At 64.0% G+C, this 16,546-nt stretch carries 16 protein-coding genes; 12 read left to right on the forward strand and 4 right to left on the reverse strand.

Annotated elements, in window-relative coordinates:
- Positions 1-72 precede the first annotated feature (72 nt).
- From metE to minE, 4 genes are all read left to right on the forward strand, one after another.
- Positions 73-2,385: a 5-methyltetrahydropteroyltriglutamate--homocysteine S-methyltransferase gene (metE, locus tag O0879_RS21400; RefSeq protein WP_289918634.1), complete on the forward strand. Its 2,313-nt coding sequence runs from the start codon at positions 73-75 to the stop codon at positions 2,383-2,385.
- Positions 2,386-2,741: 356 nt separating this feature from the next.
- Positions 2,742-3,491, forward strand: coding sequence for a septum site-determining protein MinC (gene minC, locus O0879_RS21405; protein WP_035828495.1), 750 nt, complete (start codon positions 2,742-2,744; stop codon positions 3,489-3,491).
- A gap of 37 nt (positions 3,492-3,528) precedes the next feature.
- Complete coding sequence (gene minD, locus O0879_RS21410) at positions 3,529-4,344, forward strand: septum site-determining protein MinD (protein ID WP_034783730.1); 816 nt, start codon at positions 3,529-3,531, stop codon at positions 4,342-4,344.
- Between the two features lies 1 nt (position 4,345).
- A complete protein-coding gene (minE, locus tag O0879_RS21415) occupies positions 4,346-4,597 on the forward strand; it encodes a cell division topological specificity factor MinE (RefSeq protein ID WP_034752886.1) in 252 nt (83 codons plus the stop codon).
- 3 nt (positions 4,598-4,600) lie between these two features.
- On the opposite strand, the gene O0879_RS21420 is transcribed toward minE, so the two are convergent.
- Positions 4,601-5,104 (reverse strand): hypothetical protein, encoded by a 504-nt coding sequence (locus O0879_RS21420; RefSeq protein WP_099665879.1) that lies wholly within the window; start codon positions 5,102-5,104, stop codon positions 4,601-4,603.
- 169 nt (positions 5,105-5,273) lie between these two features.
- Between O0879_RS21420 and O0879_RS21425 the strand changes: the two genes are divergently transcribed.
- The 7 genes from O0879_RS21425 (at position 5,274) to O0879_RS21455 (ending at position 12,829) form a co-directional block, all read left to right on the forward strand.
- Positions 5,274-5,963, forward strand: a complete 690-nt coding sequence (locus tag O0879_RS21425; protein ID WP_099665880.1) for a response regulator transcription factor — start codon at positions 5,274-5,276, stop codon at positions 5,961-5,963.
- Positions 5,964-6,044: 81 nt separating this feature from the next.
- Positions 6,045-7,319, forward strand: a complete 1,275-nt coding sequence (gene hemA / locus O0879_RS21430; protein ID WP_077398499.1) for a glutamyl-tRNA reductase — start codon at positions 6,045-6,047, stop codon at positions 7,317-7,319.
- Between the two features lie 84 nt (positions 7,320-7,403).
- Positions 7,404-8,480 carry a peptide chain release factor 1 gene (prfA, locus tag O0879_RS21435; RefSeq protein ID WP_077398497.1) on the forward strand — a complete coding sequence of 359 codons (1,077 nt, stop codon included), beginning with the start codon at positions 7,404-7,406 and terminating at the stop codon, positions 8,478-8,480.
- Between the two features lie 150 nt (positions 8,481-8,630).
- The gene (locus O0879_RS21440) at positions 8,631-9,101 is read left to right on the forward strand and encodes a disulfide bond formation protein B (protein WP_077408913.1); all 471 of its coding nucleotides are present in this window, start codon (positions 8,631-8,633) and stop codon (positions 9,099-9,101) included.
- Between the two features lie 11 nt (positions 9,102-9,112).
- The gene (gene prmC / locus O0879_RS21445; RefSeq protein WP_099665882.1) at positions 9,113-9,943 is read left to right on the forward strand and encodes a peptide chain release factor N(5)-glutamine methyltransferase; all 831 of its coding nucleotides are present in this window, start codon (positions 9,113-9,115) and stop codon (positions 9,941-9,943) included.
- Positions 9,944-10,158: 215 nt separating this feature from the next.
- Positions 10,159-11,760, forward strand: coding sequence for a glutamate--cysteine ligase (gshA, locus tag O0879_RS21450; RefSeq protein ID WP_289918635.1), 1,602 nt, complete (start codon positions 10,159-10,161; stop codon positions 11,758-11,760).
- Positions 11,761-11,785: 25 nt separating this feature from the next.
- Positions 11,786-12,829: a histone deacetylase family protein gene (locus tag O0879_RS21455; RefSeq protein WP_099665884.1), complete on the forward strand. Its 1,044-nt coding sequence runs from the start codon at positions 11,786-11,788 to the stop codon at positions 12,827-12,829.
- A gap of 6 nt (positions 12,830-12,835) precedes the next feature.
- Here the strand turns inward: O0879_RS21455 and O0879_RS21460 are convergent, their stop codons facing one another.
- Both O0879_RS21460 and O0879_RS21465 read right to left on the reverse strand, forming a co-directional pair.
- The gene (locus O0879_RS21460; protein WP_289918636.1) at positions 12,836-13,618 is read right to left on the reverse strand and encodes a LytTR family DNA-binding domain-containing protein; all 783 of its coding nucleotides are present in this window, start codon (positions 13,616-13,618) and stop codon (positions 12,836-12,838) included.
- Positions 13,605-14,870 carry a histidine kinase gene (locus O0879_RS21465; RefSeq protein WP_289912517.1) on the reverse strand — a complete coding sequence of 422 codons (1,266 nt, stop codon included), beginning with the start codon at positions 14,868-14,870 and terminating at the stop codon, positions 13,605-13,607. Before O0879_RS21465 ends, O0879_RS21460 begins: the two co-directional genes overlap by 14 nt.
- A gap of 286 nt (positions 14,871-15,156) precedes the next feature.
- Between O0879_RS21465 and O0879_RS21470 the strand changes: the two genes are divergently transcribed.
- Entirely contained in the window at positions 15,157-15,582 is a 426-nt protein-coding gene (locus O0879_RS21470; protein ID WP_100428703.1) for an organic hydroperoxide resistance protein, read from the forward strand.
- A gap of 59 nt (positions 15,583-15,641) precedes the next feature.
- Here the strand turns inward: O0879_RS21470 and O0879_RS21475 are convergent, their stop codons facing one another.
- Positions 15,642-16,478: a type 1 glutamine amidotransferase domain-containing protein gene (locus O0879_RS21475; RefSeq protein ID WP_289918637.1), complete on the reverse strand. Its 837-nt coding sequence runs from the start codon at positions 16,476-16,478 to the stop codon at positions 15,642-15,644.
- Positions 16,479-16,546 lie beyond the last annotated feature (68 nt).

Consider the following 16,546-nt stretch of genomic DNA (forward strand, 5'->3'; position numbering starts at 1 on the left):
AAATGTTTCGTTTTGATTATAGATCAAGTTGCCGCACACTCTAGCGCATTCACATTAAATCTCGATGACATCATGACCATTCGTACCCACGTCCTTGGCTTTCCCCGTATCGGCGCCGCGCGCGAACTGAAACTGGCGCTGGAAAGCCACTGGCGTGGCGACCTGTCCGAGGCGGACCTGGAAGCGACGGGCCGGCAACTGCGCGCGCGCCACTGGGCCCAGCAGCGCGACGCCGGCCTCGATTACGTCACCGTGGGCGACTTCGCCTTTTACGACCAGGTGGCCAACCATATCCAGCTATTGGGCTGCGAACCGGCCCGCTTCCACTTTGCGCCAGAGCAATCGCCGCTGGCGCGCTATTTCACCATGGCGCGCGGCGCAGACACACACGCCGCCCATGCCGGCTGCGGCCACGCGCACCATGCACACGCCGCAGGCACTGCCGCGCTGGAAATGACCAAGTGGTTTGACACCAATTACCATTACCTGGTGCCCGAACTGTCGCCCCACACCCGCTTTTCGCTCGCTTGCGAGCGCCTGCTGGCGGAAGTGGCCGAGGCGCAGGCGCTGGGCCACCCGGTCAAGGCGGCCCTGATCGGCCCCCTCACCTTCCTGTGGCTGGGCAAGGAAAAGACGCCAGGCTTCGATCGCCTGGCCCTGCTGGAACAATTGCTGCCCGTCTACGGCGCCCTGCTCGACCGCCTGAAGCGGCAAGGCGTCACCTGGGTGCAGCTCGATGAGCCGATCCTGGGCCTGGACTTGCCCCATGCGTGGCGCAGCGCCTTCGAAAGCACGTATTGGCAGTTGAACCAGGTGGGCGTGAATATCCTGCTGGCCACGTATTTCTCGCCGCTGGAAGAAAACCTCAGCCTGACGTGCCGCCTGCCCGTGGCCGGCCTGCACGTGGACGGCATCCGCGCGCCGCATGAATTGATCAGCGTGACGGACTGGCTGCCCGCGCATAAAGTCTTGTCGATTGGCATCGTCGACGGGCGCAATATCTGGCGTACCGACCTCGACGCTGCCCTGGCCGTGCTGCAGCCGCTGGCGGCCAAACGCGACGGCCATTTGTGGCTGGCGCCGTCGTGCTCGCTGCTGCACGTGCCGTTCAGCCTGGAAGCGGAAACGGAGCTCGACAGCGACATCCGCAACTGGCTGGCGTTTGCCACGGAAAAACTGGCGGAGATCGCCATCCTCAAGGGCGCGCTCGCCGGCCACCCCGATGACGCCGCACTGGCACAGTCCCGTCTGGCTGTCGCCGGGCGGCGCGCCAGTCCCCGCGTGCACCGCCCGCAAGTGGCGCAGCGCCTGCAAGCGCTGTCTCCCACCGTCGACCGCCGCGATTCCAGCTTCCCGCAGCGCCAGGCCATGCAGCGCGCGCGTTTGCAACTGCCCGATTTCCCCACGACGACCATCGGTTCCTTCCCGCAGACGCCGGCCATCCGCGCCGCCCGCGCCAGCCACAAGCGGGGCGAACTGGCGAGCGCCGAGTATGAACGGCAGATGCGCGCCGAAATCGCCCGCGCCGTGGAGCGCCAGGAAACGCTGGGCCTGGACGTGCTCGTGCATGGCGAAGCGGAACGCAACGACATGGTCGAATACTTCGGCGAACAATTGGACGGTTTTGTCTTCACGCGCCACGGCTGGGTGCAGTCGTACGGCTCGCGCTGCGTCAAGCCGCCCGTCATCTACGGCGACGTGCAGCGCCCGGCCGCCATGACGGTGGCCTGGACGGTGCACGCGCAAAGCCTGACCAATAAACCGATGAAGGGCATGCTGACGGGTCCGGTGACGATATTGCAATGGTCGTTCGTGCGCGACGACCAGCCGCGCGCCACCACGGCGCTGCAGATCGCCCTGGCCATGCGCGACGAGGTAGCCGACCTGGAAGGGGCCGGCATCGGCATCATCCAGATCGACGAGCCGGCCCTGCGCGAAGGCTTGCCGCCGCGCCGCGGCCAGTGGGACGCCTACCTGGACTGGGCCACGCGCGCCTTCCGCATCGCCGCCTGCGTCGTTGGCGACACGACGCAGATCCACACCCACATGTGCTATGCGCAGTTCAACGACATCCTGCCGCAGATTGCCGCCATGGACGCCGACGTCATCACGATAGAGACGAGCCGCTCCGACATGGCGCTGCTGGCGGGCTTTGGCCAGTTCCAGTATCCGAACGAAATCGGCCCCGGCGTATACGACATCCACTCGCCGCGCATCCCCTCGACCCTCGACATGGTGACATTGCTGCAAAAGGCCAGCGCCGTCATTCCCCCGGCGCATTTATGGGTCAACCCGGACTGCGGCTTGAAGACGCGGGGCTGGGCGGAAACGGAGGCGGCCTTGCAAAACATGGTCGCGGCGGCACGGCAGATGCGCGCGGCGTGATGAAAATATGACAAGGTCATGCAAGGCCTGACAAAACCGTAGCGAGCGGAAGAAAGTTGTGCTTGAGAAGCGCAACTGTATGAAGGTACAGTGAGCATCGCAGACCGCAAATTACGATGCGCAGCAGGTTTTGATAGGCGGACTCAAGCCGCATTCTCGGCTGCTTTCGGGGCGGCGCACCGGTTTTCCGGGGCGCCGTCCGTTTTTTTTGACATGAAGTAGGTGTTGCCCTGCGGAATAGCACGCGCCAGGCCCCTGATGCCGATTTTTTTGCAGTAGAATGCAAGAAATTTACTGCTCCCATTGTTGCCGTACGGAACATCTGGCCTGCCGCAGTTTCACTTTGATAAATGTTTATGTCCAAAAGCCCGTCGCAGAAGCCTATCGAAATCAAGATTTCCACCGTCGTTGCCGTCTCCGCCATTCTGCATAGCGCCGATACGCAGGCACTCGATGCCGCCTTGCGCGACATGACGGGAGGCGTGGCGGACTTTTTCGAGGACGACCTGGCCGTGCTGGACGTGGCGGCCTTGCCGCCCGGCAGCGTGCCCATCGACTGGGCCGCCCTCGTGGCCCTGCTGAAAAAATACCGTTTGAATGCCGTGGCCGTGCGCAATGCGCCGGCCGACATGCATGACGCCATCCTGGCGCAAGGCTTGAGCCTCGACAGCGGCAAGACGCGCGACGATGCGCCGCCCAAGGATGGTCCCAAGGATACCCCCACTGCCGCCGCCCAGTCGGGCGCCGACGCCCAGGTGATGGTGATCGACACGCCCGTGCGGGCCGGCCAGCGCATCTATGCGCGCGGCTGCGACCTGATCATCACCGCCGTCGTCAACAATGGCGCCGAAATCATCGCCGACGGCAGCATCCACGTATATTCCTCGCTGTACGGCCGCGCGCTGGCTGGCGCCTCGGGCAATGCCCAGGCGCGCATCTTCGCGCTGGCCATGGAACCGGAACTGGTCTCGATCGCCGGCGTGTACCGCACGTTCGAGGATGGTTTCCCCGCAGAAATGGCGCGCGGACCCGCGCAAATTCGTTTGGCTGGAGACAGAATCGATATACACTCTGTCAATCCGGTCACTCCCGTGAACCGCTCTTAAGCTGCACAATTCAAGAGATATCTGAAAAGGATTATTTGTGGCAAGAATTATTGTTGTGACGTCCGGCAAGGGCGGTGTCGGCAAGACGACCTCTAGCGCCAGTTTTTCCACTGGCCTGGCCATGCGCGGCCACAAGACAGCCGTGCTCGACTTCGACGTGGGCCTGCGTAACCTCGACCTGATCATGGGTTGCGAGCGCCGCGTCGTCTATGACCTGATCAATGTGATCAACAAGGAAGCAACCCTGAACCAGGCCTTGATCAAGGACAAACACTGCGACAACCTGTTCATCCTGCCAGCCTCGCAAACGCGCGACAAGGATGCCTTGTCGGAAGAAGGCGTGGAACGCGTGTTGAACGACCTGATCAACATGGGCTTCGAATTCATCATCTGCGATTCGCCGGCCGGCATCGAGCATGGCGCGCTGATGGCGCTGACGTTTGCCGATGAAGCCATCATCGTCACCAACCCGGAAGTGTCGTCGGTGCGCGATTCGGACCGCATCCTGGGCATCCTGCAAGCCAAGTCGCGCCGCGCGCAGACGGGCGGCGAGCCCGTCAAGGAACATTTGCTGATTACCCGCTACTCGCCGAAACGCGTGGAATCGGATGAAATGCTGTCCTACCAGGACGTGCAGGAAATCCTGCGCATCCCGCTGGTGGGCATCATTCCGGAATCGGAGCAAGTGCTGGCCGCCTCGAACCAGGGCAACCCGGCCATCCATTTCACGGGTACGGACGTGGCGCAAGCCTATGAAGACGTGGTGTCGCGTTTCCTCGGCGAAGATGTCGAGTTGCGCTTTACCAACTATGAAAAGCCTGGATTACTCCAGCGCATTTTTGGGGCGAAGTGATATGGCCTTGCTTTCTTTCCTGTTCCCCCCCAAGCCGAAGACGGCCACCGCGGCCAAGGAACGCCTGCAGATCATCATCGCCCGCGAACGCAGCGGACGCGATGGTCCGGACTTCCTGCCCGCCCTGCACAAGGAATTGATCGCCGTCATTTCCAAGTACACCAAGGTCAATGCCGACGATATCAAGATTTCGCTGGACCGCCAGGGCAACCTGGAAGTACTCGACGTCAACGTGGTGCTGCCGGACGCGTAAGGCCTAATCCGGCCTGACCGTAAGCAATTCCTGCGCCACCGCGGCGCAGGCGTTCACGTGCTGGTTGCCGATCTGGCGGAATACGGCGTAGCCGATGGCTGCCGCCACCGCCTGGCCGGCGAACGGCACGAAGCGCGCCACCTGCTTGGTGGCAATCTTGACGCCACTGCGCTTGAGCAGCTGGAGGATCAGTTCGCGCGACACCAACTTTCCCACCAGCATGCCGCCCATGCCCACCGCCGCGCGGTAGGCCATCATCTTGAACTGCGGGTTCAGGCGCTCGATCTGCTCGGGCGTGAGGCCGAATTCGTGGTTGATATCGTTGATCAGCATGGAAAACAGGCCTACATCGGACATCAGGTCGATGCCGGGAATGGGGATGGCCGAGGCGCCCGCCGACATCATGGCACGCCGCTGCACCAGGCGCCGGCAACGCTCGCGCACTTGCTCGATGTCGGCATGGCTGGCCGGTATCAGGGTCCAATCGGTGGTGCTCTTGTCTGCCATGGCCGTTTCTCCGCGAGTGATGGGTAGATGAACAAGTGTAACGTAAAGGCCTCAGCTGCCGATTTCACTGGACACAGTTGCAATCTCTGTTATATTTCACTTGAGCATTCCTTAACATTACGATAAGCAGAGCGGACCGTCTGTTTGTTGCTACACACTCCAGCCAATTATGCGAATTGCCGTACTCGATAGCGACCATAGCCAGGCAGAACTGATCTGCCAGGTGCTCACCGCCGCCGGCCACGCTTGCCACGAGTTTCAGAGTGCCAAGGACATGCTGGGGCAACTGCGCAAGGACAGTTGCGACATGCTGATCCTCGACTGGCATGTGAGCGATCTGGACGGCGCGGAAGTATTGCGCCGTGCCCGGGAAAAACTGGCGCCCAAGGCGCCCGTGTTGTTTATGACCAACAGTTCCGGCGAAGACGACGTGGTAGCGGGCATGACGGCCGGCGCCGACGACTACATGATCAAGCCCTTGCGGCGCAGCGAACTGACCTTGCGCACCCAGGCGCTGCTGCGCGTGGCGTACCCGGCCCAGAATGGCGCCGAAACCTTGCAATTCGGTCATTACACGTTTGAAACCCGCCCCGGCCGCCTGCTGCGCGATGGCGAAGTGCTCGACGTGACGCACAAGGAATTCGCCCTGGCGCTGCTGTTTTTCCGCAACCTGGGCCGTCCATTGTCGCGCGCCTACATCCACGAAGCCGTGTGGCAGCGCGACACGGCCCTGCCGTCGCGCACCATGGATACCCACGTCTCGCGCGTGCGCAACAAGCTGCAGCTGAAACCGGAACACGGCTACAGGCTGGTACCCGTCTACAGTTATGGTTATCGCCTGGAAAAACTGGGCGGCTGAACGGCGGCAAACGGCTGACCTGCTCAAAGCACGGGCACAAAGCGTTATAATGTCGGCATAAGCCATCCCAACAGCCCTGAAATGCAACTGCTCGCCGTAGGCCTCAACCATACCACCGCCCCAGTGTCGCTCCGCGAACAGCTGGCGTTTGCGCCTGAGCACTTGGGCCAGGCGGTGATGGCGGCGCGCACCTGGTTCCAGCGCATCGACTTGCGCGACAACGACGAAGCGGCCATCCTGTCGACCTGCAACCGCACCGAGCTGTATGCGGCCAGCCACGTGCCCAATCCGCTCGACGCGGGCGCGCATTTCCTGGCCGATTATCACAAGCTCAACTACAGCGAGCTGCGCCCCCACTTATATATGTTGCCGCAGCACGATGCCGTGCGCCACACCTTCCGCGTCGCCTCCGGGCTCGATTCGATGGTGCTGGGCGAAACGCAGATCCTGGGCCAGATCAAGGACGCCATCCGCACGGCCGACGAGGCGGGCGGCCTGGGCACGTATCTGCACCAGTTGTTCCAGCGCAGCTTTTCCGTCGCCAAGGAAGTGCGCAGCAGCACGGAAATCGGCGCCCACAGCGTGTCGATGGCGGCCGCCGCCGTGCGCCTGTCGCAGCGCATCTTCGACAAGATTGCCGAGCAGAACGTGCTGTTCATCGGCGCCGGCGAAATGATCGAATTGTGCGCCACGCACTTTGCGGCGCAAAACCCGAAAAGCATCACCATTGCCAACCGCACCATGGAGCGGGGCGAGGAACTGGCGCACCGCTTCAACGGCAAGGCCATCCGCCTGGCCGACTTGCCGGAGCAATTGCACCAGTTCGACATCGTCATCTCGTGCACGGCGTCATCGTTGCCGCTGCTGGGCCTGGGCCTGGTCGAGCGCGCCATCAAGGCGCGCCGCCACAAGCCCATGTTCATGGTCGACCTGGCCGTGCCGCGCGACATCGAAGCGGAAGTGGGCCGTTTGAACGACGTCTTCCTGTACACGGTCGACGACCTGGGCAAGGTCGTGCAGACGGGCCTGGAAAGCCGGCAAGCGGCCGTGGCGCAAGCCGAAGCCATCATCGAGACGCGCGTGCAATCGTTCATGAGCTGGGTCGACGACCGCGCCATGGTGCCCGTCATCCAGCATTTGCATGAAAACAGCGAATCCTTGCGCCTGATGGAAGTGGAACGGGCGCGCAAGATGCTGGCCAAGGGCGCCGACATCGACGCCGTCCTGGAAGCGCTGTCGAAAGGCTTGACGGCCAAGTTCCTGCACGGCCCGCAGCAAGCGCTGCACCACGCGCAAGGCGACGAGCGCAAGCAGCTGGTCACCCTGTTGCCGAAACTGTTCCGCCCCCGCCGTTAGCGCAGCCCCGCTGGCCGCCCGCGCGGCCGCCCCTGCCCGCCTGCCGGGCCCGTATCATCCCTACACCTTTTACCGCGAATCGCTATGAAACCATCCATGCTGGCCAAACTCGATCAACTGGCGAACCGCCTGGTCGAACTCGACGAACTGCTGATGCATCCGGACGCCACGTCGAACATGGACAGCTACCGCAAGATGACGCGCGAGCATGCCGAACTGGGCCCGCTGGTGGCCCTGTATCACTCCTACCAGGAAGCGGGCAACGATATTGCGACAGCGCAAGAGATGCTGGGCGATCCCGACATGAAGGAATTCGCCCAGGAAGAAATCGAGGCGGCCAAGACCACCATGGCGCGGCTGGAACGCGAATTACAAACCATGCTGCTGCCGAAGGATGTCAACGACGAGCGCAATATCTTCCTGGAAATTCGCGCCGGCACGGGCGGCGATGAATCGGCCCTGTTCGCCGGCGATTTATTGCGCATGTACACGCGCTTTGCCGAGCGCAACCGCTGGCAGGTGGAACTCGTGTCCTCGTCCGACTCCGACCTGGGCGGCTACCGCGAAGTGATCGTGCGTATCGTCGGCAATGGCGCGTATTCAAAACTGAAATTCGAGTCGGGCGGCCACCGCGTGCAGCGCGTGCCGGCCACGGAAACGCAGGGCCGCATCCACACGTCGGCCTGCACGGTGGCCGTGATGCCGGAAGCGGATGAAGTAGAGGACGTCAACATCAACCCGGCCGACCTGCGCATCGACACCTACCGCGCCTCGGGCGCGGGCGGACAGCACATCAATAAAACGGATTCCGCCGTGCGCATCACTCACTTGCCGACCGGCATCGTGGTGGAATGCCAGGATGACCGCAGCCAGCACAAGAACAAGGCGCAGGCCATGAAAGTGCTGGCCGCGCGCATCAAGGACGTGCAGCTGCGCGAACAGCAGTCGAAGGAAGCGGCCACCCGCAAGAGCCTGATCGGCTCGGGCGACCGCAGCGAGCGCATCCGCACGTATAATTTCCCGCAAGGCCGCCTGACAGACCACCGCATCAATTTGACCTTGTACAAGCTGGACTTCATCATGGATGGGGATTTGACGGACTTGACGAATGCCTTGGCGGCAGAGCACCAGGCGGAGCTGCTGGCAGCGCTGGGCGATTAAAAAGCGTCCATGGCGGCGTTGCATCGCCTTGCCCTGAACACTTGTTAAAGTATCCAGCCAAATCAAGGGTTTAAGTAGCGGCTAAGCAATAAAAATCCGGCCTTGTGCGAAAATGACCAGCTCGATTCCATCCACCTCACCGTGTCGCCCATGAAAAATTCACGCACCGTCCTCCTGTTGACCGCCGCCCTGTGTTTCCTGATGCTGGGCGTGGCCATGTATTTGCAGCATGCCATGAACATGGCGCCGTGCCCGCTGTGCGTGATCCAGCGCTACCTGTTCCTCGCCATCGGCATCGCCTGCCTGGCCGGCGCGGCGGCCAACCGGCCGAAGATCGGCGCGGGCGTCGGCGTGCTGGCGGCCCTGGGCGGCCTGGGTGTGGGCGCCAAGCACCTGTACGTGCTGGCCAACCCCGGCTTTTCGTGCGGCATCGACCCGGTGGAAACGGCGCTGAACAAGGTCTTCACGGCCGAACTCATGCCCTTCATGTTTGAATCGTATGGCGCCTGCGAAAACGCGGGCGAGCCATTCTTCGGCCTGTCGATCCCGCAATGGGCGTTCATCTGGTTCGCCATCTTCGCCCTCACCTTGCTGTGGACCTTGCTGCGCCGTCAGAAATAATTGAAAGCACTATGCCAGAAACACTGATCCCCGCCGGCAGCACTGTCGGCGCCCTGCAAATCCGTCCCCTGCTCGATCCGCTCGACAACCGCATCCTGCTGGGCCACGCGCTGGGCCTGTCGCGCGTGAGCCTGATCACGCAATCGGAGCGAGTCCTCACTTCCGACGAAGCGGCGCGGTTGTCAGCCTTGCTGGCACGCCGCCTGCAAGGCGAGCCGATCGCCTACATCGTCGGCCAGCGCGAGTTTTTCGGCCTGCCGTTCGAAGTGAACGACGCCGTGCTGATCCCCCGCCCCGACACGGAAGTGCTGGTGGAACTGGCGCTCGAACGCCTGCCGCCCGGCGGACGGGTGCTCGACATGGGCACGGGCAGCGGCGCCATCGCCGTCGCCCTCGCGCACACGCGGCCCGACGCCGTCGTCACGGCACTCGATGTGAGCAGCACGGCGCTGGCCGTGGCGCGCCGCAACGCCAGCGCCAACGGCGTCAACATCACCTTCATGGCCAGCGACTGGTTTGAGGCGCTGGGCACGGAAAAGTTCGACCTGATCGTCTCGAATCCCCCCTACATCGCCAGCGGCGACCGCCACCTGGCCGAAGGCGATCTGCGCTTCGAGCCGGCCGGCGCGCTGACCGACCACGCGGACGGCCTGTCGGCCCTGCGCACCATCGTCTCCGGCGCCGCGCGCCACCTGGCGTCAGGCGCCTGGCTGCTGATGGAACACGGCTACGACCAGGCGGCATCCGTGCGCGGCTTGCTGGCCGACGCCGGCTACAACAAAGTGCAAAGCTGGCGCGACCTGGCCGGCATCGAACGGGTCAGCGGCGCCCGCCACGGCTGACCGCCATTCGCTGCGCAAAGCTTGATCCGGCAGCGCGCCAGATCCCCCGCAGTTTGTTAAAATATCAAGCGAATTCCTGACCGAAGCGCCGTCCCTGTTCCCCGGGGCGGACGCTGGCGACGCGGCGTTTTTTGGGCCGGCGCCGACGCATTTGCCAAAATTCGGTTAATCTCAGCACAAATTATTTATATGCTGCACAAGAAAGGAAGCTCAAATTGCCCAACCTGTTGACTCGCCGCCTGGCATTGCTGACCGAAGATGCCAACCGCGCGCTGCTGGGCGGCTTGCGCGGCATCGAGCGTGAAACCCTGCGCGTCGACCATGCCGGCCATCTGGCTTCCACGCCCCACCCCGCCGCCCTGGGCTCGGCGCTGACGCACCCTGAAATCACCACCGATTACGCCGAAGCGCTGCTCGAATTCATCACGCCGGCGGAACAGGATATCGCCACGACATTAAGCAAACTGGACACCGTGCACCGCCACGCCTACAGCCGCCTCGGCGACGAGCTGCTGTGGAGCCAGTCGATGCCGTGCCAGCTGCCGCCCGAAGCGGACATCGAAATCGCCAACTACGGCAGCTCGAACATGGGCATGCTCAAGCACGTCTACCGGCGCGGTCTGGCCTTGCGCTATGGCAAAGCCATGCAATGCATCGCCGGCATCCACTACAACTACTCGCTCGACGAGCAGCTGTGGCAAGCGCTGGCCGGCAATCCTGACACCAGCGCCAGCCCCACCCACGCGGCGGCCACGCCGAAAGACGTGCAGTCGGAAAGCTACCTGGCGACGATCCGCAATTTCCGCCGCTACAGCTGGCTCCTGATGTACCTGTTCGGCGCTTCGCCTGCCCTATCCAGCGGTTTCCTGCGCGGCCGCGCGCACAAGCTCGACACCCTGTCCGACGACACCCTGTTCCTGCCGTACGCCACCAGCCTGCGCATGAGCGACCTCGGCTACCAGAACGACGCCCAGTCCGGCCTGCGCCCGCACGAGAACAGCCTGGACGACTACGTCAACGCGCTCACGCACGCCGTCAACGACCCGTATCCGCCGTACGCGGCGCTGGGCACAAAGAAGGATGGCGAGTGGATTCAGCTCTCCACCAACGTGCTGCAGATCGAAAATGAATACTATTCGACCATCCGTCCGAAACGCGTGATCCGCACGGGCGAGCGCCCGATCCAGGCCCTGTGCCTGCGCGGCGTGCAATACATCGAAGTGCGCTGCATGGATGTCGACCCGTTCGAACCGGTCGGCATCAGCCTGGAAACGGGCCGCTTCCTCGATGCCTTCCTGCTGTTCTGCGCGCTCGACGACAGCGGCCCCATCTCGGCCGAGCAAAGCGCGTGCTATACGAACAATTTCGCCCGCACCGTCAAGGAAGGCCGCAAGCCTGGATTGACCCTGCGCCGCGACGGCGAAGAGATCACCCTGCAGGCCTGGGGCGAAGAGTTGCTGGCGCGCATCGCGCCCGTGGCGGCCTTGCTCGACGCGCGCCTTGGCGGCACGCAGCACGCGGACAGCCTGGCCGCGCAAGCCCGCAAACTGGCCAACCCGGATGCGACGCCATCGGCGAAGGTATTGGCCGAACTGCGCGCCAACGGCGGCTCGTTTGCCGCCTTCGGCCTGCGCCAGAGCGAACGCCACGCCGCCTATTTCCGCGCGCAGCCGGCAACGCAGGAACAAAGCGCGTACTTCGACGAGATGGCCGCCAGCTCGCTGGCCGAGCAGCGCGCCATGGAAGCGGCGCCAGCCGGCAGCTTCGACGATTTCGTCGCCGCCTACCGCGCCAGCACCCTGTGCTCGCACACCTGAGTCTGACCTTGCGCAAAGCGCCCCCATGCTGACCTTCTACAATGAATTGCACAGCCAGCACCGGGGCCGCTTCGAAATGTTTCGCGGCACCCTGGTGCCCTGCTTCGAGACGCCCGAGCGGGCCGACATGGTGGTGGCCGAGCTGGGACGGCGCAACCTGGGCCGCATCGTCACGCCGCACGGCGTGCCGCTGACGTCGCTCGAGCGCATCCACACGCCCCGCTACCTGCATTTTTTGCGCCACGCCTGGCACGACTGGCTGGCGCTCGATCCCGACAACGCGGGCAAGGACGCCTTGCCATCCGTGTGGCCCGTGCGCACCTTGCGCAGCGATATCGAACCGGATGACTTCACGGCCAAGCTGGGCCTGTACTCGATGGACAATGGCACGCCGCTGACGGCCGGCACGTGGACGGCGGCCAAGACGGGCGCCGACTGCGCCGTCAATGCGGCCCATGCGCTGCGCCTGGGCGAGCGGGCCACGTTCGCCCTGACGCGCCCGCCGGGCCACCATGCGGGCAGCGATTTCTTCGGCGGCTACTGTTTTCTGAACAACGCGGCGCTGGCCGCGCAGCATCTGCTCGACGACGGCGCGCGCAAGGTCGCCATCCTCGATATCGATTACCACCACGGCAACGGCACGCAAAGCATCTTTTACCAGCGCGACGACGTGCTGTTCGCCTCCCTGCACGCCGACCCGCGCAGCGAATATCCGTTTTATCTGGGCCACGCCGATGAAACGGGCAGCGGCGCGGGGCTCGGCTACAACGTCAACTTGCCGCTGCCCCCGGGCACGTCCACGGCCAGCTGGTTCGCCGCGCTGGAAACGGCTTGCCTGCGCATCAATATGTATGCGCCCGACGCGCTGGTGGTCTCGCTCGGCGTGGACACCTTTGCCGGCGACCCGCTGTCGCACTTCGCCCTGCAAAGCGGCGACTACCTGCGCGTGGGCGAGCGCCTCGCGCATCTGAACCTGCCCACCGCCTTCATCCTCGAAGGGGGCTATGCCGTGAAGGAAATCGGCATCAATGTCGTCAACGTGCTCGAAGGCTTTGAAACGGCCGATTAAGCCAGCCTACATATTCCGGAACAGCGCCATGAACGGCTGGCTCACGGCCAGGGTTTCCGGCCGCGTTTTCAGGCGCAAGGCGCCACGCCCCACCTCGTCGCGCGTGACGGACGCCACCATCTTCATGTTGACGATGGTGGAGCGGTGGATCTGCTTGAAGATGGCCGGGTCGAGCACGTCGAGCAGTTCGCGGATCGGCTTGCGCAGCAGCGCCTCGCCTTCCGCCGTCATGACGGCCGTGTACTTGGTGTCGGACTGAAAATAGGCGATGTCTTCCACCATGATCAGCCGCGTATCCTTGCCGCTGCTGGCCGTCAGCCACACCAGCGGCGGCGACTTGGCCGCCGCCGGCAAGGCGCTGCTCAATTGCTGCAGCAGGCCGGCCAGCGCGCCGTCGCCCGCCTGGTTCTTGCCGGCCCGTGCCTGCACGCGCTGCACGGTCGCCTGCAGGCGCTCGCGGGCTATCGGTTTCAATAAATAATCGACGGCGCCGTTATCGAAGGCGTCGATCGCGTACTGGTCGTAGGCGGTGACGAACACCACCTGCGTGGCGGGACTCGCTTCCAGCGCGCCGGCCGCCACTTCCAGCCCCGTCAAGCCCGGCATGCGGATATCGAGGAAGGCGATGTCGGGGCGCAGGGTGGCGATGGCCTCGAGCGCCGCGCCGCCGTCGTCGCAGGCGGCGACGATGCGCAAGCCGGGCCACTCTTCTGCCAGCAGGGCCACCAGCGCGTCGCGCAGCAGGGCTTCGTCTTCGGCGATAACGCAAGTCATCTCAGGCTGATGCATAGGAAACTCCTTGCGCCGTGCTGTCTGGCACCGTGATGGTGGCCGTCACGCCATCGGGGAAATTGGCGACAATGGCGAACGCGGCGGCATTGCCGTAGGTCAGGCGCAGGCGCTCGCGCACATTGCGCAGGCCGATGCCCGTGCCGGCGCCGTCGTCGCTGAGCCCCTTGCCATCGTCGGCCACCGTGACGATCACCGTGCCGTTGCCGCTGCGCGCCATGATCCAGATGGTGCCGCCGCCGCTTTTCGGCTCCAGGCCATGCTTGATGGCGTTTTCCACCAGGGTTTGCAGCATCATCGGCGGCAGTTCCGCCTGGCGCAGGTATTGCGGCACCTCGATTTGCAGGTTCAGACGTGCGCCCATGCGGATTTTCAGGATATCGAGGTAGGCGCGCGCCCGTTCCAGCTCCGTGCCCAGGGTCGACATGGCTTGCTCCGTGCGCGGCAGCGAGTGGCGCAGGTACAGGATCAGGTTGCCGAGCATTTCGTCGGCACGCACGGGGTCGCTGCGCGTGAGCAACTGCGCGCTGGCCAGGGTGTTGTACAGGAAGTGCGGCTCGACCTGCGCATGCAGCAGGCTCAGCTTGGCCACCGTGAGTTCCTTTTCCGTCACCGTCTGGCGCGCCTCGGCCTGCTCGCCGCGGCGGCGCTGCGCCACCCGGCGCGTCATCGCCCGCGTCACCGCTTCCGCGTTTTCCAGGTTGCTGCCATGGTCGACGAGGAACCAGTCGGTCCAGGCGTTGCGCGCCGGTTCGCAGATCAGGGTGACGCTGCCCGCTTCACCATTCGGCGTGACGGTGGCGAGAATCTGGTTCGGCCGCGGCTCCAGGAAGCCCAGCAGGCGCATGCGGGGCAAGCCCGTGTGCGTGTAGGGCGCGGCGCGGCGCACGCGGGCCTGCACCTGCAGGCTGTCGCGTGCGCTTTCGACCACTTCGCTGCCCGGCAGTTCGCGGATGGCCGCGTCGATCATGTCGAACGCCTCGCCCGCCTCGAACGGAATCTCGATCTGGCGCCGCTGGCGGCTCGACAGGGTGCCGGCATTGACGGCGCCGGCGATCAGGCGCACGCGCCGCACGTGCGAAAACGCATTCGTGACGACGGCGCTGGCCAGCAGCGCGCCGACGATGACAAAAAAGCCTTCCGTCTGCCCGAAGACATGGCGCAGGAAATTCTCGACCAGAATCGCCGTGGCGATGATGTAGGCGACCATCGTGGCCACGGCGATGCGCAGGATAAAGAAGAGGCTGGTCATGATTTTTCCTTGGGGAGTGAAGTGGGGCCAAGCATAACTATCGGCGCCAGCGGCGGTGGCCATTATGCGATGGAAGGGCAATACTGGCGACAAAGGCAAGAAAATAAAGCTTCAATCCGCGCCACGCGCAAATAAAATCGCTTGCAATTAAATAGCGCACGATATATATTGTGTACATGGACGCCGCACACCGCTTCTTCAGACGGGCATCCTGGGGCACCAGCCCACGAAACAAGTAGCACACTATTTAGTAGTCAACTATTTAATCAACTCAAGGAAAACCATCATGTCGATCAAACAAGTCCTGTACCGCGCTCAAGCTACCGCCACCGGAGGCCGCGAAGGCCGTGCCGTGTCGTCCGACAATGTGCTGGACGTCAAGCTGACCACGCCGAAAGAACTGGGCGGCAATGGCGCCGTCGGCACCAATCCGGAGCAACTGTTCGCCGCCGGCTACTCGGCCTGCTTCATCGGCGCCATGAAATTCGTCGGCGGCCGCGACAAGATCGCCTTGCCGGCGGACCTGTCGATCGAAGGCAACGTCGGCATCGGCGCCATCGAGACGGGCTTCGGCATCGAAGTGGAACTGAAGATCTCGCTGCCAGGCATGGATCGCGCCGCCGCCGAAGCGCTGGTCGCCGCCGCCCACATCGTGTGCCCGTACTCGAACGCCACGCGCGGCAACATCGACGTCACCCTGACGATCGTGTAATCCCCACCGCCTTGGGGCGCATCCCCGGCCGCGCCCCCAGGCGCCGCCGGGGATTTTTTTCAGCGCAGCGCCTGCAGCAGCTGGTCCGCCAGGGCCGGCGCCGAGGCGGGATTCTGCCCCGTGATCAGTTCGCGGTCGACCACCACGTTGCTGCTCCACGGCGCCTGGTTCTGCACATACTGCGCGCCGGCCGCCTGCAAGCCCGACTGCGGATAGAACTTCATCGTGCCGCCGCCGAGCGCGCCCTGCGCCGCCGCCTCTTCCTGGTTGCTGATCACCGTCATGCGGTAGCCGCCGTAGATCCAGCCGGCGGGCGCGGGCGGCGTCTGGCCCGCTTCCAGCGCGGCCGTAAATTGGGCCGCCTGCGGCAGGGCCGACAGCAGGGCGATGGGGCCGTGGCACAGCAGCGCCGTCGGCTTGCCGTCCGCGTGGAACTGGCGCAGCAAGGCGCCCAGGCTGGCATCCTTCAACAAGTCCTGCATGGGCGCGTGGCCGCCCGGCACCAGCACGGCCGCATAGTGGCCATAGCCGATCTGCGCCACCCGTTTCAGGCTGATCACGGGCGAGCGGCCCGGCACCGTCAGCGCCAGCTGGTCCAGCAGCGCCTTGTGCGCCGCGTGCGCGGCCGCGTCGCCGCCAAAGTAGGCGGCCGTATCCGAGCTGGCGTCCAGCGTGGGCGCCTGGCCCTGCGGCGTGGCGAACGTCACCGTGTGGCCCGCGTCGAGCAGCTTTTTGACGGGTTGCATCAATTCATTCAGATAAAAGCCCGTCGCGAAGACCTTGCCATCGCGCAGTTCGAGGTGGTTCGCGTCGGACAGCACGACGAGAACGTCGGCCGCCTGGCTGATGGAAAAGGCGGCGAACAGCACACTGCTTAAGAGTAATTTTTTCATCATGAGGATTCCAGTAGAGAAGCCGCCAGCATATTCCGAATCAAAATGGAGAAAAATGATGAATAATGCAG

It is taken from the genome of Janthinobacterium sp. SUN120, from assembly GCF_030397735.1.
Classification (GTDB): domain Bacteria; phylum Pseudomonadota; class Gammaproteobacteria; order Burkholderiales; family Burkholderiaceae_D; genus Janthinobacterium; species Janthinobacterium kumbetense.